Genomic DNA, 22,935 nt, shown 5'->3' with positions numbered 1-22,935 from the left:
AATGTCTCTATCACTTTTCATAGCCCGGCGTATCTATCGTGAAAGCGATGGCGGAAAGCAGGTGTCACGTCCTGCGGTCCTCATTGCCATGGCGGGTATTGCTATTGGGCTGGCTGTGATGATTATTGCGGTGGCGGTAGTAATCGGATTTAAAAGTGAGGTGAGAAATAAAGTTATAGGGTTCGGGTCGCATATCCAGATAACTAATCTGGATGCGGTCAGTTCTTACGAAACCCATCCGATTGTGGTAGGAGACAGTATGATGACTGCTCTTGCTGATTATCCGGAGATAAGTCATGTGCAGCGTTTCTCTACCAAAATGGGTATGATTAAGACCGATGACGCTTTTCAGGGAATGGTGTTGAAAGGTGTAGGTCCGGAATTTGACCCCCGTTTTATAAAAGAGTATTTGGTGGAAGGGGAGATTCCTGTTTTCAGTGATTCTGTTTCTACCAATCAAGTGCTTATCTCGAAAGCGTTGGCAACTAAAATGAAGTTGAAACTGGGGGATAAGATATATACCTATTATATACAGGATGATATTCGTGCTCGTCGTCTGACGATTGCCGGAATTTATCAGACGAACTTCTCCGAATACGACAACCTCTTTTTACTGACGGATCTTAATCTGGTGAATCGCTTGAATGGTTGGCAACCGGAACAGGTGACCGGTGTGGAATTACAGGTGAAAGATTATGATCAACTGGAAGATATAACCTATGGGATCGCAACTGACATTGATAACAGGCAAGATGACCTGGGAGGCGTGTATTATGTGCGTAATATCGAACAACTGAATCCTCAAATCTTTGCCTGGCTCGACTTATTGGATTTGAATGTATGGGTCATCCTGTTTCTGATGATAGGGGTGGCTGGTTTTACTATGATTTCCGGTCTGTTGATAATCATCATCGAACGTACCAATATGATTGGGATTTTAAAAGCATTGGGAGCCAACAATTTCACGATTCGTAGAACCTTTCTTTGGTTTGCAGTCTTTTTGATTGGTAAAGGCATGATTTGGGGCAATGTCATTGGTTTGGCTTTCTGCATTCTTCAGTCACAGTTCGGACTGTTTAAACTTGATCCGGAGACTTACTATGTGGATACTGTTCCGGTTTCCTTTAATGTATTACTTTTCGGTTTGATTAATCTCGGCACTTTGTTTGCATCTGTATTAATGCTGATTGGTCCTTCATTTCTGATCACTAAGATCAATCCGGCAAGCTCCATGAGATACGAATAATCCTCTTTTTTTCTATCTGATTTTTACTGCAAAAATAATTTGGTCCATTGCGTGATGTGGAGTGAATAATATGTCTATATTTGCGCCCAATTTACTTAATATCCTCTTATAGGTTTAATTTTTAACCATTATGAATAATGTGTTAATTCTGTTGGATAATCTGGATGACTGGAAACCGTATTATGAGACAAGTAGTGTCCTGACTGTTTCCGACTATCTGAAAAACAAGCCGGTGGAGAAAGACCGGAAGTTAGTTATTAATCTTAGCAATGATTACAGTTATAACTCTGAAGGGTATTACTGTTCGCTGCTAGCCCAAACGAGAGGACAGAAAGTCATTCCGGATGTTGATATCATCAACAAAATGGAGGCCGGAACGGGGGTGCGGATGGAGCGCAGTCTGCAAGCCCTTTGTTACCAGTGGATACAGAAGAATAATGTCAAAGACGACATTTGGTATCTGAACATCTATTTCGGTAAATGTAGAGAGAAAGGTTTGGAACGGGTTGCCCGGTTTATTTTTGAGAATTACCCTTGTCCATTGTTGAGGGTGGCTTTGAATACTCATCCTAGAAATCAGATCGAAAGTATTCATTTTCTTCCTTTGAATCGGCTCAATGATGAAGAGCAGGATTTCTTTGCCAATACATTGGATAACTTTAACAAGAAAATATGGCGTGCGCCTAAGTCGGCAAAAGCTTCCCGTTATAGTTTGGCTGTATTGGTTGATCCGCAGGAAAAGTTTCCACCCAGCAACAAAGGAGCTTTGCATAAATTGGTCGAAGTTGCCAAGAAGATGAATATTCATGTGGAAATGATTACGGAAGATGATGCCATTCGTTTGCTTGAATTTGATGCCTTGTTCATTCGTACAACGACATCATTGAATCATTATACATTCCATTTGTCGCAATTGGCTGCACAAAACGGAATGGCCGTTATTGACGATCCGCTTTCTATTATCCGGTGTACGAATAAGGTGTACCTGAAAGAACTTTTTGAGAAGGAAAAGATTTCTGCTCCAAAGTCAACGCTGATTTTTCAGTCAAACGATCATTCATTTGAGCAGATCAGCGAACAGGTGGGGGCTCCTTTTATTCTGAAGATACCGGATGGGTCTTATTCTATTGGTATGAAAAAAGTTTCGAATGAGGAGGAACTGCAAGCAAGTCTGAAGATGCTGTTTGAGAAGTCGGCTATCTTATTGGCGCAGGCATTTACTCCTACGGAGTTTGACTGGCGTGTCGGCTTGTTGAATGGGGTGCCGCTATATGCCTGCAAATATTATATGGCAAAAGGACATTGGCAAATTTACTGCCACTATGATTCGGGCAGAAGTCGTTGCGGACTGGTGGATACGATTCCTATTTATCAGGTGCCTCGTGTGGTGTTGGATACAGCCGTTAAAGCTGCGAATCTGATCGGAAAGGGATTGTATGGAGTCGACCTGAAAATGGTAGATGATAAAGCATATGTTATTGAGATTAATGATAATCCGAGTATCGATCACGGGTTGGAGGATGCTATCATCGGTGATGAAATGTATTACCGGTTACTGAATCACTTTGAACAGGTGTTGGAGGCGAAACATTATTGATGATGGAGCCGGGTCTATTTGTTCGTAAAGCACAGCAAAGTGATATTCCTGCTATTTTGGAAATAGAATGGGAATGTTTTCGGGAAGATAGCTTTTCGAAAGATCAGTTTGCTTATCTGATAAGCCGCTCGAAAGGAACTTTCTATGTGATGATGGAAGGGGATAGGGTGATCGCTTATGTCTCCTTGTTATTCCATAGGGGAACTCGTTATTTAAGGATATATTCGATAGCTGTCCATCCGGATTTCAGAGGGAAAGGATTGGGACAGGCATTGATGGACCAAACGATTCGGACAGCTGGTGAATGTAAGGCTGCCAAAATTACTTTGGAAGTGAAGGTTACGAACACTGCCGCTATTGCGCTATATATGAAAAATGGCTTTATTCCGGTAGGAATAAAGCCATGCTATTATCATGATGGTTCGGATGCTATTTACATGCAACGATTGATTCAATAAATTTATCTTCTCATGAAATCTCCTTTTCCTCGAAAGAAACGGCAGATCTTGAAATTCAGTGATTGTATCGGTTGGAGAAGGTCGAATACCGGTAATGAGAAATAGTATTTCCGGTCTCCTCCCATTTCTTTAGCTGTTTGATTGATGATGACAGCTTGTAGGATGAAGCGTAGCAACCAAATTAATAGTGCAATGCCTGCGGCCAACCAGTGTAAGTTGAGAACTCCCAATGTGATGCCTGCTATACAAGCAGCGTAGAATAACAGACGGGAGAAAGTCTCAAATCCTAAAAGATACCGTTGCGTCCCCTGGTAATATCTTGCAGTAGCCATATAGCTTACTTTTTCTTCTTTCCATTCTTTGTAGCGATACACAGGACATATCCGTGTAGTGGCGTTGATGTCTGTTTCAACGCGGGTATTTGAAGGAGTTGCCAGCTGGTTGATGAATAGATCATCCTCTCCACGTTGCAGGTTCAGATATTTGGAGAATCCTTTTTGTTGGAAAAACAACTCTTTCCGGTAAGCTAAGTTACGTCCGATACCTATATATGGTTTTCCGGCTAAAGCGAGTCCCAGATAACGCAAAGATTGGAATAAAGTATCAAATGCGGTACGTTTGTGCAGCCATCCTTTTGTACGGTCATAACCGCTATACCCCAATACAATTTGAGTCTGCGGAGTGAAATTGCGTGCCATTAACTTTAACCACTGGTTACTTGCCGGCATACAGTTTGTCTCTGTAAATACCAGCCAATCATGTTTACTGGCTTTAATGCCTAATGTTAAGGCCAGCTTTTTATGACTGATATAACGTGCGCTTTCAGGGGTAAAACTATGGTAAAGATGAGGATATTTTTCTTCCATCATTCCCAGTATATCCTCGGTTTCATCTGTGGAAGCATCGTTGATGACAATCACCTCAAACTGCGGATAATCCTGTTCCAGAATAGCTGGTAGGATTTTACGCAGGTTTTCAGCCTCGTTGCGTGCGCAGAGAATTACGGAAAGTGGAGGCAGTTCTCGTGAAAAATGTACCTCTTCTTTGCGTACAGCTTTATTATGGACATGTATCCGATTATACAGGCCAAAATAATAAATGAGCTGAATGACAAAAAGAATGCCTGTCGCTGATAAAAGAATCAGTTCGACAGTATTGAATGTAAATGTTTCCATCAAATTTTAGTGTCGTTTTTTACAACGGCAAAAGTACACATTTTTTCGGTAGTTCTGTTATCTCGACGGGAGGTTATTTCGTGAGTCCAGATATTCTTTCTTAAACATATCTACAAAAAGAAAGAATAATGAAAGCAACAACGGACCGAAGATCACTCCCATAAACCCAAATAACGGCAGACCGATGACTACCCCGAAAATGGTGATAAGCGGATGTGTATCTGCCATTTTCTTCTGGAGAATAAACCGGATCAGGTTATCTGACTGTGATACGACGATGGCTCCGTAAGCGGCAATCCCGATTGCGTTGAACCAGTCTCCGCTTATGGCCAGATAAGCGGCTACGGGAAACCATACCAATGCAGTGCCCACCATCGGAATAATGGTTGCAAAGCAGGTCAGGAATCCTAATAATAAGATGTTGGGTGCTCCGAAAAGAAGATAACCTATCGTGGCGACTCCTCCCTGAATGATAGCCAGCAGAGGAATACCGATGGCATTGGAGCGGACAATCATATTGATTTTATGAATGACTTCTTGTGTGTTGGCTTCGCTAAATGGCAGAATATCATTGACATAAGCCTCCATCTTTTTTCCTCCGATCAACATGAAGTAAAGCACAAAGATCATGACGAATAAGTTGATGGCAAGACTGCTGATGCTTTCCATTATGATCTGTCCGATGCGGGGAAGTATGGAGACAATGAATGCCAGCGTGTCTTTTCCTAATACATCGTATCCTGTTTTCTCCTTGATTAATTCGGCTACTTGTTGGAGCGGTGCGATATATGTCTGTGGATCCAGATTAATATCCTGTAACTTATTTACTACCATCCAAACGGTCAGTCCCAAAGGAATAAGGAAGACAAAAATAGTTTCTGCAGTAATCAATAAAGCACTTATGCTGCGTTTTAGTTTTCGTTTCTCTACCAGGTGATTCATCTGTCCACGTACAAGAATATAGATAGTGAGTGCTCCCAATAATCCTCCCATGAAAGGAGTGATTTGGCGGAAGATGATGATCCCTATAAATAGGATGATGACAATGAGGGAATATTTCCAGTATTGTTCTTTGGTGCTCATATCGTGTGAAATTCGTTTATATGATAAACAATCAAGGTATAGGAAAGGTTTGTTCTATGGTGAGATAACGATATGAAAAATTGTTTAGTTTCATTGGGTGGATCTTCGTTAATATCCAATCGATTTATGTTAAATGTTAACGGATTGATTGTTTCTATTAAACCATGTTATAAGATACGCTGCATTGAACCGAAAATTTGGAGATGACCGAAAAGTCCGTATCTTTGTACTGTGTTTTTCATAGTATTAGATTTAAGGTTAACAAAGATTGGCTGTCTGGGATAGATAGCCTTTTTTTATGTTATATATTCTGCTCTGTTTGACTATCCTCTTGATTTTTCATAAAAAGCATTTGATTCCCACTTTTCATTCACTGCTATAAATGTACTTTACTGTTATAAAAGAATAATAATCAGAAGTTTGTCGTAGTTTCGGGGATTAATGCCGTAACTTGCAAGAAAGGAAATCCTGTCTATTATTTTATCCCCGAGTATAAACTATCCCAAAAAGAATGAATTATGAAAGGTCAAGAGAAAAAGAGAGAAGCAAAGAAAGATAAGTCGGACAAGAAGATTAAAGTATTGACTGATTATCAGAGAGAAAAGCAGAGTAAGAGTGACAGAGGAATGATTATAATACCTAAAACATAATGGTGTATGTAAAAAGAGAAGGTGTTATATTGGAAGGTACTTCACTTGAGTTTGAAAACGAAGGTGTGATGAATCCGGCGGTAATTGCCGAAGGAAATACGGTGCATATGTTTTATCGTGCAGTAAGGGAAGGAAATTATTCATCGATTGGTTATTGCCGGCTTGAAGGTCCTTTGACTGTAGTTGAAAGAGATACGCTTCCCTTGTTGGTTTCCGAGTTTGATTATGAATGTCAAGGGGTGGAAGATCCCCGAATTGTGAAAATAGAAGATCTCTATTACCTCACTTATACAGCCTATGATGGATATAGTGCTGTCGGGGCTTTAGCAGTTTCTTCCGATTTGAGACATTTTGAAAAGAAAGGCGTCATTACTTCCCAGATAACCTATCCGCAATTCCAGGAACTGCTTCGTACTCAACAAGCCATTATCGGTAAGTATTTCCGCTCCGGAAATAAGCGTGAAGCGACTAATGAGAAAGGACATCCGCTTTATATGATGGATAAGAACATCGTATTCTTTCCCCGTAAAATCAATGGGAAGTTCTACTTTATGCATCGTATCCGTCCGGATATTCAGTACGTGGCAGTAGAACGTCTTGATATGCTGACAAAAGAGTTCTGGAAAAGATATTATCAGAATTTTGCAAAACGTATCCTGCTGGCACCCTATCATGATCACGAGTCGAGCTATATCGGAGCCGGATGCCCTCCGATAGAGACGAGAGCGGGGTGGTTGTTGATTTATCACAGTGTATATGACACTCCTTCCGGCTATGTTTATTCTGCGTGTGCAGCTTTGTTGGATATAGACAATCCGGCAATTGAAATATCCCGTTTGCCTTATCCGTTGTTCACACCTGCAGTAGAATATGAACTGTCAGGTGTAGTCAATAGGGTTTGTTTTCCTACAGGCACTGCCTTGTTTGGTGACACTCTCTACATCTATTATGGAGCAGCCGACAAATATGTGGCTTGCGTGTCAGTACAACTGACAGAGTTATTGGATGAATTAATAAAACAAATCAAATGAGAAAAATAATATGCATTACTACCTATCCTCCTCGTGAATGTGGCATAGCCACTTTTGCTCAGGACTTGATCCGAGCTATCCTGTCAAAGTTTGGCGATTCTTACTCTATAAAGATATGTGCAGTGGAGTCCGATGCGGAAAAACATACCTATACGGAAGATGTGGAATATGTTCTTGATACTTCGGATATCTCTGCGTATGCTACTTTGACCAGGCAATTGAATGAAAATTCAGAAGTTAAAAAAGTGCTTGTACAGCACGAATTCGGGTTATATGCAGCGCAGGAAGAAGCTTTTCTTCAAATGTTGCAACAACTACTCAAGCCTGTGATTCTTGTTTTTCATACGGTACTTTCGCAACCTTCCCCCGCTCTGTACCGGAGTGTGGGAAGAATGATGGCTACCTGTGCGAATTTAGTAGTGATGACGCAAAACTGTCGGGAGATTCTCCTGCGGGATTATCAGGCAGATGAAGATAAAATTACAGTGATTCCTCATGGCACCCATTTAGTATCATTCAGAGATAAGAGCAAACTAAAAGATTTTTATCATCTTTCGGGCAGACGTGTGCTTTCTACTTTTGGTCTGCTTAGTCCTGGCAAAAGTATCGAGACCACTTTGGATGCCTTACCGGCTATTGTAAAGACGAATCCTTCTGTGATATTTCTTATTCTCGGCAAAACGCATCCGGGAGTGTTGAAAGTAGCAGGCGAGCAGTATCGTAGCCTGTTGGAAGCGAAAATAAAGGAGTTGCATTTGGAAGAACATGTGCTTTTTATCAATCAATATCTTGAACTTTCTGTTTTATTAGATTATTTACAGTTGACGGATGTGTATCTTTTCACTTCGAGTGACCCGAATCAGGCAGTGAGCGGTACATTTGTTTATGCGTTAAGTTGTGGATGTCCGATTATAGCTACTCCTATTCCTCATGCATTGGAGTTATTGAATGATGATTCCGGCATAATCTTTGATTTTAAGAATTCGAAGCAATTGTCCGAAGCTGCCAATCATTTGCTTGCCGATGAAAAACTACGAACTAAGATGAAATTGGTTGGTTTGCAGAAGACAGCGGCTACAGCTTGGGAGAATGTGGCTATTGCCTATGCATATCTTTTCCAGAAAACGGGTAGGGTAGAAGACGAACTGATTTACTCTCTGCCTCCCATAGATACCTATCATATCCGGCGCATGAGTCGACAGTGGGGAATTATTCAATTTTCGAAAGGAAATCGTCCGGATAGCTCCACCGGCTATACATTGGATGATACGGCACGTGCGTTAATGGCGATGTGTCAGATGGTTGCTACGGGACAGGGAAAAGTGAAAGAACGATATGTCAAGACCTATCTGAATTTTATCCGTTACTGTCAGCAGCCGGATGGTTCTTTTTTGAATTATGTAGATAAAGATGGAATATTCACCTCGCAAAACGAGGAAGTGGGGTTGGATGATAGTAATGGACGGGCTGTTTGTGCTTTGGGATATTTTATTTCTTGCGCCGAACATTTCCCTGCTCCATGGAAAGAGGAGGCGGAAGCTGTTCTCAAACGTACCTTCCAACGGTTCGACCGGATAGAGTCTCCCCGTAGCATTGCATTTATGATTAAAGGATTCTACTATTATAGCCGTGAATGTCCTTCGGCGCAGACCGATGCGTGCATCTGGCTATTGGCTAACAAACTGGCTCAAACATATCGTCGAACGGCAGAAGTGAATTGGCGATGGTTTGAGACATATCTCACTTATGACAATGCTATCTTGCCGGAAGCTATGTTATTGGCTCATTTGGCTATCGGCAGAGAGGAGTATAAAAAAATAGCCTATGAATCTTTCGAATTTCTGTTGAAGAAAGTATTTGTAGGAAACCGTATTCAGGTGGTTTCCAATCAGGGGTGGATGCATAAAGGAAAGAGCAGTCATGGATTTGGAGAACAGCCCGTGGACGTAGCGGGAATGGTAATTGCTCTGAAAACCTTTTATCAGTTTTTTAAGGAGGAAAAATATCTTCGTATGCAGAAAGATGCTTTCAACTGGTTTCTGGGAAATAACCATTTACACCAGATTGTTTACAATCCGGCTACTGGAGGTTGTTATGACGGACTGGAAGAAAATAACATCAATTTAAATCAGGGAGCGGAATCTACCGTTTGCTATTTGATGGCGCGATTGTCTCTTTTATCTGACTAATTCCGTATATTTGCAGACATATACTGCAATATTATGAAATCTATTTTTATTAAGGTACTTCGTGTACTGATGCTTTTGGTGTTTATCTTTTCGTGCGGCGTCGGTTACGTTGTTTATGAAGATACATTAGTTGATTGGTGGATACCCGTCGGAGTGGCTTTTGTAATAGCAATTCTAACAATTCCCCTTTATAAAAGGTGGACTTGGCTGACGACAATGGATGGCAAAGTTATTAATAGTTTTTGCCATCTGGCTTGTGTCGGTGCTATCAGTTATGTACTGTTTCTTGGCGGGAATTATTGGTTTGCCGATTCTGCTTCCACGCATGAAGAGAAAGTCATGGTACAGAAAAAATATGTGGAAACGTATAAGAAAACTCGTAAAGTCGGCAGACATCGTTATGTGTCGGGTGGGGTCCGTAAAGAATATTATTTGCAGGTATCTTTTGAAAATGGGAATGTAGCAACATTGCATGTATCTCTTTCTACTTATAATAAGACTAAGACAGGTCAGCCGAAGATTCTGACTTTGCAAAACGGCTTATTCGGGTTGCCTGTGATTACCAAAGGACTTTAATGAAAGTCACATCACCTTTAGAATGGGTTATACCCTCTAAAAGTGATGTGACTTTTATTCTTCTTTTTTTCTTTTATTTTTCATCTTGCCAATTTTGCATTTAGTCTACAAACGGGACAGGTTCGTCTCATTTGAAAGCTTAGTGCTGATCCCTTCCTTATCTTCGTGACGAAATAAAAACGGAATAAAATCATGAAGATGAATAAAACTAGATTATTAGAGAAAATATCTATTCAGTCGGGCGTCTCTTTAGATGAATGTGGGACAGTGCTCAAAACCTTTGAAAAAGTTCTAAATGAAGAACTTTCCCGGAAAATATATCGTAATGTTGGATGGCTGTTATTGGTAGTTGCTTTATTTGTGTCTGTAACAGCATTCAGCCAGACAGCAGGGCGTAAAGGACGTCCGGTGCAGACTATCCGGGGGATTGTTATAGATGGAGACTCGAAGTATCCGATACCGTATGCAACAGTAAGGCTGTCTGAAAAAGAGGGGGCGGGGACGATAACAGACAGTCTTGGGCGTTTTAGTATACCACAGGTTCCTGTCGGTCGGCATACCGTAGAAGCTGCGTTTATGGGATATGAACCGGGCATTTTCAGAGAAATACTGGTGACCTCCGCCAAGGAAATATATCTGGAAATACCTTTGAAAGAAAGCGTGAACGAATTAAACGAAGTGATTATTCGTGCGCGGACCAACAAAGAAGAAGCAATGAATAAGATGGCTACCACTGGAGCACGTATGTTGAGCGTAGAAGAAGCGAGCCGTTATGCAGGTGGGTTTGATGATCCCGCACGTTTGGTTTCCGCTTTTGCCGGGGTGGCTCCCAGCGTTTCTTCCAACGGTATTTCCATTCATGGCAATGCTCCTCATCTGTTGCAATGGAGACTGGAGGATGTCGAAATTCCTAATCCGAATCACTTTGCGGACATCGCTACATTGGGTGGAGGAATCCTTTCCTCTCTAAGTTCACAGGTGCTTGGGAACTCTGATTTTTTCACTGGAGCATTTCCAGCTGAATATGGAAATGCCGTATCCGGAGTATTTGACATGAAATTGCGTAACGGCAACAACCAAAAGAACGAAAATACTATTCAAGTGGGAATTATGGGGATCGACGTCGCTTCCGAAGGTCCTTTGAGCAAGAAACATAAAGCATCGTATATTTTCAATTACCGTTATTCCACGACCGGACTTCTGAATCTTGAAGGAGGGAAGATGGACTATCAGGACCTGAACTTCAAACTCAATTTTCCAACACAGAAAGCCGGAACTTTCTCTGTTTGGGGAACAAGTCTGATTGATAAGTTCACCAGTGATTTTGAAAAGAACACAGAGAAGTGGAATTATTGGGGCGACCGTAGTGAATCAAGAGACAAGCAATATATGGCAGCCGGAGGTGTCAGCCATCGTTATTTCTTTAACAATGACGCGTCATTGAAAACCACGATTGCGGCTACCTATTCACAACTCGACGGAGGAGCAACCTTGTTCAACCATTCGATGGAGTCTACTCCATATATGGATCTTGGTTCAAAATATACCAACCTGATATTTTCCACTACCTTTAATCGTAAATTCAGTAACCGTTTTACCAATAAGACAGGAGTCACCTATACCAATATGTTCTACAAAATGGATCTTTCCATTGCTCCTTATGAAGCCGAACCACTGGAAATCGTATCTCAAGGAAAAGGTAATACAAGTCTGATTTCAGCCTACAATAGTTCATCAGTGGGATTAACCGACCGTTGGACCCTTAATGCCGGAATCTATGGACAACTTCTGACGCTGAACAATAAATGGTCTGTAGAACCACGGGTTGGTCTGAAGTGGCAAGCTACTCCAAAAACAACCTTTGCGTTGGCTTATGGAATGTACAGTCGCATGGAAAAGATGGATGTATACTTTGTTAAAACGAAAAGTACAGGCAATGAATCCGTCAATAAAGACCTTGATTTTACAAAAGCACAGCACATCATGTTATCGTTCGGTTATAAGATTTCCGATCGCATGAATCTGAAGATAGAACCTTATATCCAGTTCCTGCATGATGTTCCTGTCATGGCGGATAGTTCTTATTCTGTGCTTAATCGTTCTGATTTTTATGTGGAAGATGCGTTGATTAATAAAGGAAGAGGACGCAATGTGGGAATAGACATTACCCTCGAACGTTTTTTGGAGAAAGGACTTTATTATATGATTTCGGGTTCTTGGTTTGATTCCCGTTACCGGGGTGGGGATGGTGTGTGGTATAATGCGAAGTTTAACCGTAATTATGTGATAAACGGACTCATCGGTAAAGAATGGATGTTGGGAAGAAATAAACAGAATATACTTAGCATCAACCTGAAATTAACCTTGCAAGGCGGTGATCGATATTCTCCGATTGACTTGGAGGCAACGATGAGTCATCCGGATAAAGAAGTGCAATATGACGAAACGAAAGCTTTCTCAAAACAATATTCTCCTATGCTGATCGGTAACTATACTGTCAGTTATCGTATCAACAAGCGAAAAGTATCACATGAATTTGCTGTGAAAGGACTTAACTTTACGGCTGCTAAAGAACATTACGGGCATGAATATAATGTGAAAACAGGAAAAATAGATGTCAGCGACAATTCTACGGTATTGACGAATGTGAGTTATAAACTTGAATTTTAGAGATACGGTATAGAGTCTAACCGGAAAAATGTTTTATCTTCGTCCCCAATAAAGCGTATGACAACTGAAACACTTGCAACAGGTAGTGAGTCTACCTTTTTATATAGATTTCTCGTTAGTCCGGACCTGCGATGGATGCGGTATTTGGTACTTATCCTGGTGCTGGGGACGATCTCTTTCAATCAGGTCTTTATAATCTTTTTGGATTATAGGGATATATTGGGCGGATGGATTTACACATTTACCTTTCTTTACCTGCTCACTTATATAGCGGTTATTTACCTGAATCTTTTCCAACTCTTTCCAAAATATTTGCTGAAGAGACATTATCTGACCTATTTGTCATTACTTTCTGCTGCGATGATCGTAGCTCTGTTGATACAGATGTCAATAGAATACATGGCATATTCCTATTGGCCGGAACTCCATGCACGAGGTTCTTATTTGTCGATGCATATGGTAGTGGACTATATTTCTTCTTTTATGTTATCTACGCTGTGTATGATAGGAGGCACGATGACAGTTCTTCTGAAGGAATGGATGATTAACAACCGGCGTGTTTCACAAATGGAGAAAGCTCATGTCGTTTCTGAAGTGGAGCGGTTAAAAGAACAGATCAGCCCTGAACTTCTTTTTAAAACATTGCACCAATCGGGAGAATTAACATTGAGTGAGCCGGGAAAAGCTTCAAAAATGTTAATGAAGTTAAGCCAACTTCTCCGCTATCAGTTGTATGACTGCAATAGGGCCAAAGTTTTGCTTAGTAGCGAAATTACATTTCTTACTAATTACCTGACATTGGAACAGACCTCCCGATCACAATTTAACTATGAATTTACTTCCGAAGGCGGAGTGAACAGAATCTTGGTGCCGCCTTTGCTTTTCATTCCTTTTGTGCAATACATAGTCAAAGCAATAGACGAGCAACAGATACAGCCCCCTGTTTCATTGAAAACTCATTTGAAAGCGGAAAAGGCTACAATTACATTCACCTGCGCTTGTCCTGAAGTAAATCTCTTGTCGTCCGATAAAGGGCTGGAAAGAATCAGACAAAGGTTGGATATTCTGTATGGAAGCCGTTACAGATTGTCATTGGCTGTCGGCAGTATATGGCTGGAACTGAAAGGAGGTGAGTCGTGAGTATGAATACGAATCATGGTAATGACTTTTATAAAAATACCAATGACAACAGAAACATGAATGATAAAAGTGTCACTGCATTTCTATTGAGTCCCCGTTATCGGATATACAGGCATTTGCTGCTGCAATTGGTTGTTGTTTTGATAACAATCAATGTCCTTTGGTATGAGCCTTTACAAACGGTCTCCTTTGGGAGACGATTGAGCGGATGTCTGGCATATTTTGCCTCTATGAATATGGTGATATATATAAACCTGTATGTATTGGTTCCTTATTTCCTGTTGAAGAATCGTTGGGGTAGTTATGTGTTGATGGCAATCATTACAAATATAGCAGTCGTTACTTTTCTTTCAGTTACCCAAGGTTTGCTTTTTGAAGTGATTCTGCCCGGAAAAGATCCCAATGGCTTTGCCACTTTCATCAATGCTTTTTCAGGCATACTGACCATCGGCTTTGTCATGGCAGGCTCTGCGGCTATCTCATTGTTCACGCATTGGCTACGTTATAATCTACGTATCGACGAACTGGAATCCACTACTTTACAGTCGGAATTGAAGTTTCTTAAAAATCAGATTAATCCGCATTTTCTTTTTAATATGCTGAATAATGCCAATGTCCTGATAAAGAGAAATCCGGAAGAAGCATCCAAAGTGCTTTTCAAATTAGAAGATTTACTGCGCTATCAGATAAATGACAGCTCGCGAGAAAGAGTCTCGTTAGCATCGGATATCCGTTTCTTAAATGATTATCTGAATCTGGAAAAGATTCGTCGTGATAATTTTCAGTTTACGATGGAGGAACAAGAAGAGACAGATTCCATTTGGATTCAGCCATTATTGTTTATTCCTTTTGTGGAGAATGCGGTAAAGCATAGTTTTGACAGCGAGCATCCTTCGTATGTGCACGTTTTTTTTAAGGTTGATAATGATAGATTAGAGTTTCGATGCGAGAATTCCACGCCGGAAGTTGCCGTTAGTAAAGGGAAGGTCGGAGGAATAGGACTTGTGAATATTCAACGCAGATTGGGATTGTTGTATCCCGGTCGGTATGAACTGAAGCAGATAGAGAATGAAAATAAATATACTGTAATTTTAAGTATAACATTATGAATTGTATTATTGTAGACGATGAACCATTGGCACGTGAAGCCATGAAGCTATTGATAGAAGAATCGAATAACCTCCAATTAATCGGGAGTTTTAATAGTGCGTCCACAGCTTCCGATTTCATGGAGCAACATGTGACTGATTTGGTCTTTCTTGACATTCAGATGCCAGGGATTACAGGAATTGAGTTTGCACGTACGATTTCAAAGAAAACGCTGGTTATTTTCACTACAGCCTACACTGAATATGCACTGGACAGTTATGAAGTAGATGCGATAGATTATTTGATTAAGCCTGTTGAAGCGGAGCGTTTTCAAAAAGCTGTGGATAAGGCTTTGTCTTACCATTCTTTGTTACTGAAAGAAGAGAAAGAAGCCATCGAAACGGTGGTTACTGCCGACTATTTTTTTGTGAAAGCAGAACGCCGGTATTTTAAAGTCAACTTCTCCGATATTCTCTTCATTGAAGGATTGAAAGATTACGTTATAATCCAACTTAGCGATCAGCGTATTATCACCCGTATGAGTTTGAAAGCCATATTCGATTTATTACCTAAATCTACTTTCTTGCGGGTGAATAAATCATATATTGTCAATACCGGTCACATCGAATCGTTCGACAATAATGATATATTCATAAAATCGTATGAAATAGCTATCGGTAATAGTTACCGCGACGACTTCTTTGAGGGGTTTGTGATGAAACAAAGAGTGTGAGATCGTGATGTAGTATTATTCAATGTTTCTGCATTTTTTCAATTTGAAATATACCAATTCCAGCAATAAGAAGATAAAGTGAAGTGCGAATATATGCAAATATGTTTGTTCTTATCATTTGGCATATATAAACAGCCCTCTATCCATCTTCAAAAGACGAATAGAGGGCAGTTCCCATGACGAGAAAAAAGTCGAAGTCTATTGCTTTGCTTCGTTATTTTGTTTCAGAAGAAATTCATCAATTGCTTTTTTAAGCTGGTCTTTAGGCATAGCTCCCTGCATGATTCTCGGTTCCTCTTTCATCGGAATCATCAATAGGGTAGGGATGCTGCGGATACCGAATGCCGCTGCCAGCTCTTGTTCTTTGTCCACATCGATCTGGTAGATATTTACTTTGCCGCTATATTCTTTGCTAAGTTCTTCCAGAATCGGGTGCATCACTTTGCAGGGACCGCACCAGGTAGCATAGAAATCTACGATGGCAGGACGGCTGCCTTCAAATTTCCAATCGTTCGGATTGGCTTCATAGTTATATACCTTCTTTAAAAAATCTGCTTTATTTAATGCTACTACTTCCATTTTATTGTCCTCCTTTGTTGGTTCATTGCTTTTTTTATTTTCTCCGCTGTTTCCCGCGCAAGCCGTGGCTGCCAGTGTCAAGATGAAGACACTTAATAAGCTTTTTATCCGTTTCATATATTATCTTTCTTTTTGTTTTTATCTGATGTAAAGATAGGCGATATAAGAGGACCATAAAATAGCAATTTGACAGAAACTCTTGGCAAAACTTCCCTCGGATAGTTATTGAACACTAAAATTTGTCTATTAATCTTTGGAAGATATAAAAATAAGCACTACTTTTGCCGCGATAAAATGAGTATTCACCCTTTAAAATTGATGGAAAGGGTATTAATTATGTTGGAGTTATAATATTTTCAAATTAGGACTAAGTTGTCTCGTCGGGAGGATGAGGCTTTGCAACTTATTATTTTTTATATTGAACTGATGGTTCTTACATTGACCGCAATTCTACTAACAAGCGGCAATGGTTGATTAGTCCTGCAATCACATTATTATTTTTAAAATTAATCACTTCAATGCAGTGGGAGGGTGTTTTATATCCATATCCTAAGCATTGGTATCACGTGTATTGCATCGTCGTCTGCCGGTGAGGCTGACAGGGAATGCTGTATGCGAATGAAAAAAGAGTATGGGAATACGATTAAAAGATTTAAGTAAACTGGGATACCGGGATAATGTTGCCCGTAGTCTGGTAGTGGACATTGTGAGCAAACATTGCAAATATAACACAAAAGAACAGATTGAAATGACATTGAGCGATATACTCGAGCATCCCGAATCTTACAAAAACAATGAAATATGGAATAAGCTGGCCGAACGCCTTTCGCCGACTATAATAGCGAAAGAGTTTATAGCTTATGATTTACTGGATGAGCCATTGATGTATAAAACCTATGGAGGTAAATTTATCGAGACGCTTGCCAAACAACAGATGAACCTGGCTATGCGCTTGCCTGTAACAGTGGCCGGAGCATTGATGCCTGATGCTCATGCCGGATACGGGTTGCCTATCGGTGGAGTGCTTGCTACGGATAATGCGGTGATACCGTATGCTGTAGGAGTTGATATCGGCTGCCGGATGAGTCTGACAGTATTCGATGCCGGAGCAGATTTTCTGAAACGGTATGCCTATCAGATGAAAGAAGCTTTGAAAGACTTCACCCATTTCGGTATGGATGGCGGATTGGGTTTTGAGCAGGAACATGAAGTGTTGGATAGGGAGGAATTCCGTCTGACGTCTTTATTGAGGGATTTGCATGGAAAGGCCGTCCGTCAACTGGGGAGTTCCGGTGGTGGCAATCATTTTGTAGAGTTCGGCGAGATCACTCTGCAAGAAAAAAACGTGCTGAATCTTCCGGAAGGAAGTTACTTGGCGTTGCTGTCACATTCCGGTTCACGAGGGTTGGGGGCTGCCATTGCAAAACATTACAGTCTGCTGGCACGTGAAGTGTGCAGGCTTCCCCGTGAAGCACAACATTTTGCCTGGTTGGATTTGAACACGGAAGAGGGGCAGGAGTATTGGATGAGTATGAATCTGGCAGGTGATTATGCCCGTGCCTGTCATGAACGGATTCATTTGAATTTGGCGAAAGCCTTAGGGTTGAAGCCTCTCGCTAATGTCAATAACCATCATAACTTTGCTTGGAAAGAGGAAATAATACCGGGGCGTATGGCAATCGTCCATCGTAAAGGGGCTACTCCGGCACAAAAGGGACAAGCGGGATTGATTCCCGGAAGTATGGCTACCCCGGGTTATCTGGTTTGTGGCAAAGGGGTGGAAGAAGCGTTGAATTCGGCCTCTCATGGAGCCGGCAGGGCAATGTCCCGCCAACAGGCAAAAGATAGTTTTACGCAATCGGCTTTGAAGAAGTTACTGTCGCAAGCAGGAGTAACTTTGATTGGTGGGAGCGTGGAAGAAATGCCGCTGGCATACAAGGACATTGACAGAGTGATGTATACGCAGGAGACACTGGTGGAAGTCCAAGGCAAATTTATGCCTCGCATTGTACGAATGAATAAGGAGTAATGCGATGAAAGAAAAAGTCTATTTACAAATTACTTCCGGCAGAGGACCTGCGGAATGTTGCCGGGTAGTGGCTTTAGTGCTCGAAAGAATCGTGAAACAAGCACAAGCGAGAGGCTTGAAAGTGGAAATGATAGAGCGGGAGGTAGGACCGGTGAACCGTACTTTGCTTTCGGCTGTCATTTCCCTTCAAGGGGCAGCCTGTGATGAAGTGGTGGATGAATGGGAAGGAACAGTGCAATGGATAGCTCAAAGTCCGTATCGCATTTATCATAAGCGGAAAAACTGGTTTGTTGGTGTTCATTCGTTTGTTTTGTCCGAGAGTCAGGAGGTTACGGAACATGATTTCCGTTATGAAACCTTGCGTGCTTCCGGACCTGGCGGACAACACGTCAACAAGACAGAATCGGCAGTTCGTGCGGTGCATATTCCTACGGGAATGAGTGTGGTAGCTTCCGACCAACGCTCGCAATGGCAGAACAAGAAATTGGCAACAGAACGTTTGTTAGTGAAACTTTCGTCCTGGACGATGGAACAAGCCATGATTCAGGCACAGGAAAACTGGGTCAGTCACAATCATCTTCAGCGGGGGAATCCGGTGAAGGTGATTCAGGAATCACTCGTTTAGTTGTGCAAAAAAGAATGAGTATTTAATTAAAAAAAAGAAGAAGATGATATCAGAGAAATATGGTCGTACCTATCACTATCCGTTCTCTCCCGGAACGACTAGTGATGACCGGATTAATCATACGTATTGGGAAGATATCCAACGGATTAAGACATTAGTGCATACTGAGAAGTTGGATGGAGAGAATAATTGTTTAAGTCAGTGGGGTGTCTTTGCCCGTTCGCATGCGGCTCCCACCACTTCACCCTGGACGAGGCAACTGCGGGAACGTTGGGAATTGATAAAGAATGATTTGGGTGATATAGAAATCTTTGGAGAAAATCTATACGCCATACATTCTATTGAATATCAGCGATTAGAAACGCATTTTTATATCTTTGCGGTTCGTTGCATGGATCAATGGTTGTCATGGGAAGAAGTGAAGTTTTATGCAGCTTTATTTGACTTGCCTACTGTTCCGGAGTTGAAGATAGAACCTGTTTCCGGTTTAACGCCGGAGCTTTTAAAACAGGAAATCATCGATATGTCACAAGACCCGTCTGTTTTCGGGTCATGTGATCCGTGGACGAAAGAGACTTGTACTCGTGAAGGAGTAGTCAGCCGCAATATCGAGGAATATCCGGTAAGCGAATTTGCGCATCATGTGTTTAAATATGTGCGAAAAGGACACGTCAAAACAGACGAGCATTGGACGCGTAATTGGAAACGTGCCCCGCTTGTCTGGGAATTAAGTAATGAAAAGGAGGATAATGATGAATTGGAAATTGATAGAAGATAAATCATGGTGCTCACTCGAACGACAGTTCGAGTGGGTACGGGAAATGAATGTCGTCCCGCAGGATACTCGTTATCATGCGGAGGGAAGTGTGGCCGAGCATACCCGTATGGTGTTGGAAGCATTGCGGCAGTCTTCTGCTTATCATACTCTCTCCACCTTGGAGAAAGAAATTATTTGGACATCTGCATTGTTGCATGATGTTGAAAAGCGTTCGACTTCCGTGGATGAAGGAGAGGGACGGGTATCTGCTAAAGGTCATGCCAGAAAAGGAGAGTACACTGCCCGTACTATTTTATACCGGGATTGTCCAGCTCCGTTCCATATCCGGGAACAGATTGCGTCTTTAGTCCGGTATCATGGATTGCCTGTTTGGCTGATGGAGAAGCCGGATTCTGTAAAGAAACTCTGTGAAGCTTCTTTACGGGTAGATACTTCATTGCTGAAGATGTTGGCTGACGCTGATGTCAGAGGGCGTATTTGTGAAGATAAGAATGAACTGTTGGAAGCTGTGGAACTGTTTGAGATTTTCTGCCGCGAACAAGATTGTTGGAGTAAACCGAGAGAGTTTGCCACAGATTGTGCACGCTTTCATTATTTCCATGCAGAAGACAGCTATATTGATTATATTCCTCACGAACAGTTTAAATGTGAAGTGACGATTTTGTCAGGACTTCCGGGAATGGGGAAAGACTATTATATCCAATCTGCTGGTATGGATATGCCGGTGGTGAGTTTGGACGCCATTCGTCGAAAGTACAAATTGAGTCCCACAGATAAGTCGGCGAATGGACGGGTAGTGCAAATGGCGAAGGAAGAAGCCAGGACGTATCTTCGTAAAGGACAGGATTTTGTTTGGAATGCTACTAACATAACTCGTCAGATGCGTGCCCAACTGATTGATTTGTTTGTTGATTATGGTGCGAAAGTGAAGATAGTCTATCTGGAACAGCCATATCACACTTGGCGTCAACAAAATAAAAGCAGGGAATATGCACTTCCTGAATCTGTATTGGATAAGATGTTGGATAAGCTGGAGGTTCCTCTACTGACGGAAGCACATGAAGTGATCTATCATGTGGTATAAGCAAAGGTTTCTATACTACGGCTTTTCAAGTCAATCGCTAACTAACTGTAATCCGCCTGTCCCATTGTTCTTCACCATCCACAACAGGCAGTAGGTGCATTAACATCCTACATGGGGGTACGAAACCGCCATATAGAAAAATGGGACAAGCATAAAGAAAGTTCAGTTCTCCTCCTTCACATCCTTCACGGATGGTAATCATCTGTTTGATAGGTGTTTTCTGTGAACAAATAAAGAAAAGTCTTTTCTTCACGCCCTTCACGCCTTCACAATCCCCACAGTTTGCACTTTCACAGCCCGTAACCTTCGCATCGGCATTGTCAATCTTAGCAAATTGAACAGCTTGCATCTAAGAAGCCGACTAGAGTTGTCCACCTGGTCGACTATTGTTGTCTAATCAGCCGACTATAGCCAGCCAGGCAGACAACTATAGTCGGCGATTAATAAATAGAAATAAAGTATACGATAAGACGGTAGTTTATCAGTAATAAGAAGGCTGATTCTTAATATTGGTAATGAATAAAATATATTCATAACTGTGCCAAAACGAACTAAATGTTTTAACATCTAATGGTTAAGCGGAAGCATTATCACGCTTTGTTAACAGTATTATTATCTTCTTCTATTTTCGGGTAATTAACTGAAAATATAAACAATAATTCCGGTAATCGCCACATATACCAACGCATATGGAATAGCCGCTTTCAGTATTTCCCCTTCTTTTCCCTGTTGGTTTCCCGCAGAAGTGGCGATAGCAATACTTTGCGGGGAGATAATCTTACCCCCTGTAGCACCTACTGTATTTGCAGCAGACAGCCAATCCGGACTAACATGAATTTGCCCTGCAACACTTGCTTGCAACTTTCCGAAAAGGATGTTGGAAGAGGTGTCGCTTCCGGTGATAAACGTTCCTAGGCAACCGATGACCGGAGCAAACAGCGGGTACAAACTTCCTGTAGCCGTAGCCAGTGCCGTGGCAATCACGGCAATCATTCCGGCACTATCCATGATTGTGGATAATCCCACAAGGCAGATCACTGTGATGAATGTTTTCTTTAATTGCTTCACTGTATTCCAAAGAACGATGAACAAGTCTTTTACTTTAGCCCCTTGAATCAATCCACCGATAAAAGTTCCGATGAAAAGCAATACTCCGGCATGAGTCAGCCAGGAAATGGTATAATTGACGGTGGAAGCATTGATGGGCAAACTGATTCGGGTTATCCAGTTATTCTCTAATGTATGACGCAATCCCGGGAAGAGGGGACTGGTTAGAATAATTAAAAATAGAATCAGTAAATAGATGCTCCATGCATTCAGTATATCTTTTGTTTTCAGATGGCTTTTCCGTGCTTTCTCTTCTTTAGAGGCAGTCAGTTTTCCATAAAGAACAATCACGATAATCGAAAGAATACTGCCGATAATGGCCGGAGACTCAGCACCCATATACTTGGCAGCCAGATATTGGCTGACTAAAGAGACTCCGCCTACTAATAAGGCAAGAAATATATTTTTGGGAAGTGATTTAAGTTTGGAGTCAGTAAGGAAAAGCAAAACCAGCGGAATCAGGAACATCAAAACGGATAACTGCAATACGACATTCGTGCTAAGATGCAATACATCCAGATTCGTTTCTTTGGCCAGCACCAATACCGGAGTCCCGATCGCTCCGAAAGCTGTGGCTACACTGTTGGCAATCAAACTTACGGTTGCCGAAAAGATAGGCTTAAATCCCAGACTGATAAGAATGGCTGCCGGAATAGCAACTGCTGTCCCGAAGCCGGCCATCGCTTCCAGTAGTCCCCCGAATCCCCAAGTCAGTAATAACACCTGAATACTTTTATCGGTAGAAATAGAAGCGAATTGCTGTTTGATAATCTCCATCTTTTCTGTTTTCAACAATACGTTATAACTGAAAATAGCCATCAGAATAATGATTAAGATAGGAGAGACGGCTTTTAATGCCCCATATAAAAAGGAGTAAAACAGATTGTCTACTGAAAAAGCGAAGCCGAAAATAGCAATTAGCATCGTCACGATCAGAGAAATGATACTACTTCTGTCACCCGGCATTTTAAAGAATGCCATTAGTATAATCAACAGTAACACCGGAATAATGGCAAGGATCAAGGTCATAATTATCAGATTTAAAAAGTGGAACGTCGTTTATTATTGATATAACAAACAAACGTCCCACTTTGGT

Annotated in this window: 20 protein-coding genes; 15 read left to right on the top strand and 5 right to left on the bottom strand. The window is 41.4% G+C overall.

Annotation, left to right across the window (positions count from 1 at the left end; translation table 11 throughout):
• Window position 1: 1 nt before the first annotated feature.
• The 3 genes from GD631_RS19175 to rimI all read left to right on the top strand — a co-directional run bounded on the left by GD631_RS19175 (window position 2) and on the right by rimI (window position 3,301).
• The gene (locus GD631_RS19175) at window positions 2–1,246 is read left to right on the top strand and encodes an ABC transporter permease (RefSeq protein ID WP_185911514.1); all 1,245 of its coding nucleotides are present in this window, start codon (window positions 2–4) and stop codon (window positions 1,244–1,246) included.
• Between the two features lie 130 nt (window positions 1,247–1,376).
• The gene (locus tag GD631_RS19170; RefSeq protein ID WP_143259549.1) at window positions 1,377–2,843 is read left to right on the top strand and encodes a RimK family ATP-grasp domain-containing protein; all 1,467 of its coding nucleotides are present in this window, start codon (window positions 1,377–1,379) and stop codon (window positions 2,841–2,843) included.
• Window positions 2,843–3,301: a ribosomal protein S18-alanine N-acetyltransferase gene (gene rimI, locus GD631_RS19165; RefSeq protein WP_143259550.1), complete on the top strand. Its 459-nt coding sequence runs from the start codon at window positions 2,843–2,845 to the stop codon at window positions 3,299–3,301. Before GD631_RS19170 ends, rimI begins: the two co-directional genes overlap by 1 nt.
• 2 nt (window positions 3,302–3,303) lie before the next feature.
• Here the strand turns inward: rimI and GD631_RS19160 are convergent, their stop codons facing one another.
• Both GD631_RS19160 and GD631_RS19155 read right to left on the bottom strand, forming a co-directional pair.
• A complete protein-coding gene (locus GD631_RS19160) occupies window positions 3,304–4,476 on the bottom strand; it encodes a glycosyltransferase (RefSeq protein ID WP_143259551.1) in 1,173 nt (390 codons plus the stop codon).
• A gap of 57 nt (window positions 4,477–4,533) precedes the next feature.
• On the bottom strand, window positions 4,534–5,559 hold the full coding sequence (locus GD631_RS19155; RefSeq protein ID WP_143259552.1) for an AI-2E family transporter: 1,026 nt from the start codon (window positions 5,557–5,559) through the stop codon (window positions 4,534–4,536).
• A gap of 518 nt (window positions 5,560–6,077) precedes the next feature.
• Here GD631_RS19155 and GD631_RS22290 point away from each other — a divergent pair.
• The 8 genes from GD631_RS22290 (at window position 6,078) to GD631_RS19120 (ending at window position 15,637) form a co-directional block, all read left to right on the top strand.
• Entirely contained in the window at window positions 6,078–6,209 is a 132-nt protein-coding gene (locus tag GD631_RS22290) for a hypothetical protein (RefSeq protein WP_255436210.1), read from the top strand.
• On the top strand, window positions 6,209–7,240 hold the full coding sequence (locus GD631_RS19150) for a glycoside hydrolase family 130 protein (protein ID WP_143259553.1): 1,032 nt from the start codon (window positions 6,209–6,211) through the stop codon (window positions 7,238–7,240). The genes GD631_RS22290 and GD631_RS19150 overlap by 1 nt, the downstream gene beginning before the upstream one ends.
• Complete coding sequence (locus tag GD631_RS19145) at window positions 7,237–9,429, top strand: glycosyltransferase (RefSeq protein ID WP_143259554.1); 2,193 nt, start codon at window positions 7,237–7,239, stop codon at window positions 9,427–9,429. The genes GD631_RS19150 and GD631_RS19145 overlap by 4 nt, the downstream gene beginning before the upstream one ends.
• A gap of 33 nt (window positions 9,430–9,462) precedes the next feature.
• On the top strand, window positions 9,463–10,005 hold the full coding sequence (locus tag GD631_RS19140; protein WP_143259555.1) for a DUF2500 family protein: 543 nt from the start codon (window positions 9,463–9,465) through the stop codon (window positions 10,003–10,005).
• Between the two features lie 192 nt (window positions 10,006–10,197).
• Entirely contained in the window at window positions 10,198–12,675 is a 2,478-nt protein-coding gene (locus tag GD631_RS19135; protein WP_143259556.1) for a TonB-dependent receptor, read from the top strand.
• A gap of 57 nt (window positions 12,676–12,732) precedes the next feature.
• A complete protein-coding gene (locus GD631_RS19130; RefSeq protein WP_185911513.1) occupies window positions 12,733–13,815 on the top strand; it encodes a sensor histidine kinase in 1,083 nt (360 codons plus the stop codon).
• Window positions 13,812–14,924, top strand: coding sequence for a sensor histidine kinase (locus GD631_RS19125; protein WP_185911512.1), 1,113 nt, complete (start codon window positions 13,812–13,814; stop codon window positions 14,922–14,924). The genes GD631_RS19130 and GD631_RS19125 overlap by 4 nt, the downstream gene beginning before the upstream one ends.
• Window positions 14,921–15,637: a LytR/AlgR family response regulator transcription factor gene (locus GD631_RS19120; RefSeq protein WP_004314812.1), complete on the top strand. Its 717-nt coding sequence runs from the start codon at window positions 14,921–14,923 to the stop codon at window positions 15,635–15,637. The genes GD631_RS19125 and GD631_RS19120 overlap by 4 nt, the downstream gene beginning before the upstream one ends.
• Before the next feature lie 198 nt (window positions 15,638–15,835).
• On the opposite strand, the gene trxA is transcribed toward GD631_RS19120, so the two are convergent.
• Window positions 15,836–16,333, bottom strand: coding sequence for a thioredoxin (gene trxA / locus GD631_RS19115; protein WP_143259557.1), 498 nt, complete (start codon window positions 16,331–16,333; stop codon window positions 15,836–15,838).
• A 514-nt stretch (window positions 16,334–16,847) separates the two neighbouring features.
• Here trxA and GD631_RS19110 point away from each other — a divergent pair.
• From GD631_RS19110 to GD631_RS19095, 4 genes are read left to right on the top strand one after another with little or no spacing between them, the layout of a single operon-like run.
• Complete coding sequence (locus GD631_RS19110) at window positions 16,848–18,245, top strand: RtcB family protein (protein WP_143259558.1); 1,398 nt, start codon at window positions 16,848–16,850, stop codon at window positions 18,243–18,245.
• Window positions 18,246–18,249: 4 nt separating this feature from the next.
• Window positions 18,250–18,870: a peptide chain release factor H gene (gene prfH, locus GD631_RS19105; RefSeq protein ID WP_118219459.1), complete on the top strand. Its 621-nt coding sequence runs from the start codon at window positions 18,250–18,252 to the stop codon at window positions 18,868–18,870.
• Between the two features lie 43 nt (window positions 18,871–18,913).
• Complete coding sequence (locus GD631_RS19100; protein ID WP_143259559.1) at window positions 18,914–19,648, top strand: RNA ligase family protein; 735 nt, start codon at window positions 18,914–18,916, stop codon at window positions 19,646–19,648.
• Entirely contained in the window at window positions 19,623–20,732 is a 1,110-nt protein-coding gene (locus GD631_RS19095) for an AAA family ATPase (RefSeq protein ID WP_143259718.1), read from the top strand. The genes GD631_RS19100 and GD631_RS19095 overlap by 26 nt, the downstream gene beginning before the upstream one ends.
• A gap of 37 nt (window positions 20,733–20,769) precedes the next feature.
• On the opposite strand, the gene GD631_RS19090 is transcribed toward GD631_RS19095, so the two are convergent.
• Both GD631_RS19090 and GD631_RS19085 read right to left on the bottom strand, forming a co-directional pair.
• Window positions 20,770–21,081, bottom strand: coding sequence for a hypothetical protein (locus GD631_RS19090; RefSeq protein WP_143259560.1), 312 nt, complete (start codon window positions 21,079–21,081; stop codon window positions 20,770–20,772).
• A 287-nt stretch (window positions 21,082–21,368) separates the two neighbouring features.
• A complete protein-coding gene (locus GD631_RS19085) occupies window positions 21,369–22,868 on the bottom strand; it encodes an L-lactate permease (protein ID WP_143259561.1) in 1,500 nt (499 codons plus the stop codon).
• Window positions 22,869–22,935: the final 67 nt, after the last annotated feature.

Source organism: Bacteroides luhongzhouii, from assembly GCF_009193295.2.
Lineage (GTDB): Bacteria > Bacteroidota > Bacteroidia > Bacteroidales > Bacteroidaceae > Bacteroides > Bacteroides luhongzhouii.
Note: the sequence above shows the minus strand (reverse complement) of the source record. Positions and strands in the feature narration are given on the sequence as shown.

Coding starts and splice junctions, on each gene's coding strand:
- GD631_RS19175 (WP_185911514.1), top strand. CDS start 2: ATGTCTCTATCACTTTTCATAGCCCGGCGTATCTATCGTGAAAGCGAT.
- GD631_RS19170 (WP_143259549.1), top strand. CDS start 1,377: ATGAATAATGTGTTAATTCTGTTGGATAATCTGGATGACTGGAAACCG.
- rimI (WP_143259550.1), top strand. CDS start 2,843: ATGATGGAGCCGGGTCTATTTGTTCGTAAAGCACAGCAAAGTGATATT.
- GD631_RS19160 (WP_143259551.1), bottom strand. CDS start 4,476: ATGGAAACATTTACATTCAATACTGTCGAACTGATTCTTTTATCAGCG.
- GD631_RS19155 (WP_143259552.1), bottom strand. CDS start 5,559: ATGAGCACCAAAGAACAATACTGGAAATATTCCCTCATTGTCATCATC.
- GD631_RS22290 (WP_255436210.1), top strand. CDS start 6,078: ATGAAAGGTCAAGAGAAAAAGAGAGAAGCAAAGAAAGATAAGTCGGAC.
- GD631_RS19150 (WP_143259553.1), top strand. CDS start 6,209: ATGGTGTATGTAAAAAGAGAAGGTGTTATATTGGAAGGTACTTCACTT.
- GD631_RS19145 (WP_143259554.1), top strand. CDS start 7,237: ATGAGAAAAATAATATGCATTACTACCTATCCTCCTCGTGAATGTGGC.
- GD631_RS19140 (WP_143259555.1), top strand. CDS start 9,463: ATGAAATCTATTTTTATTAAGGTACTTCGTGTACTGATGCTTTTGGTG.
- GD631_RS19135 (WP_143259556.1), top strand. CDS start 10,198: ATGAAGATGAATAAAACTAGATTATTAGAGAAAATATCTATTCAGTCG.
- GD631_RS19130 (WP_185911513.1), top strand. CDS start 12,733: ATGACAACTGAAACACTTGCAACAGGTAGTGAGTCTACCTTTTTATAT.
- GD631_RS19120 (WP_004314812.1), top strand. CDS start 14,921: ATGAATTGTATTATTGTAGACGATGAACCATTGGCACGTGAAGCCATG.
- trxA (WP_143259557.1), bottom strand. CDS start 16,333: ATGAAACGGATAAAAAGCTTATTAAGTGTCTTCATCTTGACACTGGCA.
- GD631_RS19110 (WP_143259558.1), top strand. CDS start 16,848: ATGGGAATACGATTAAAAGATTTAAGTAAACTGGGATACCGGGATAAT.
- prfH (WP_118219459.1), top strand. CDS start 18,250: ATGAAAGAAAAAGTCTATTTACAAATTACTTCCGGCAGAGGACCTGCG.
- GD631_RS19100 (WP_143259559.1), top strand. CDS start 18,914: ATGATATCAGAGAAATATGGTCGTACCTATCACTATCCGTTCTCTCCC.
- GD631_RS19095 (WP_143259718.1), top strand. CDS start 19,623: ATGAATTGGAAATTGATAGAAGATAAATCATGGTGCTCACTCGAACGA.
- GD631_RS19090 (WP_143259560.1), bottom strand. CDS start 21,081: ATGCAAGCTGTTCAATTTGCTAAGATTGACAATGCCGATGCGAAGGTT.
- GD631_RS19085 (WP_143259561.1), bottom strand. CDS start 22,868: ATGACCTTGATCCTTGCCATTATTCCGGTGTTACTGTTGATTATACTA.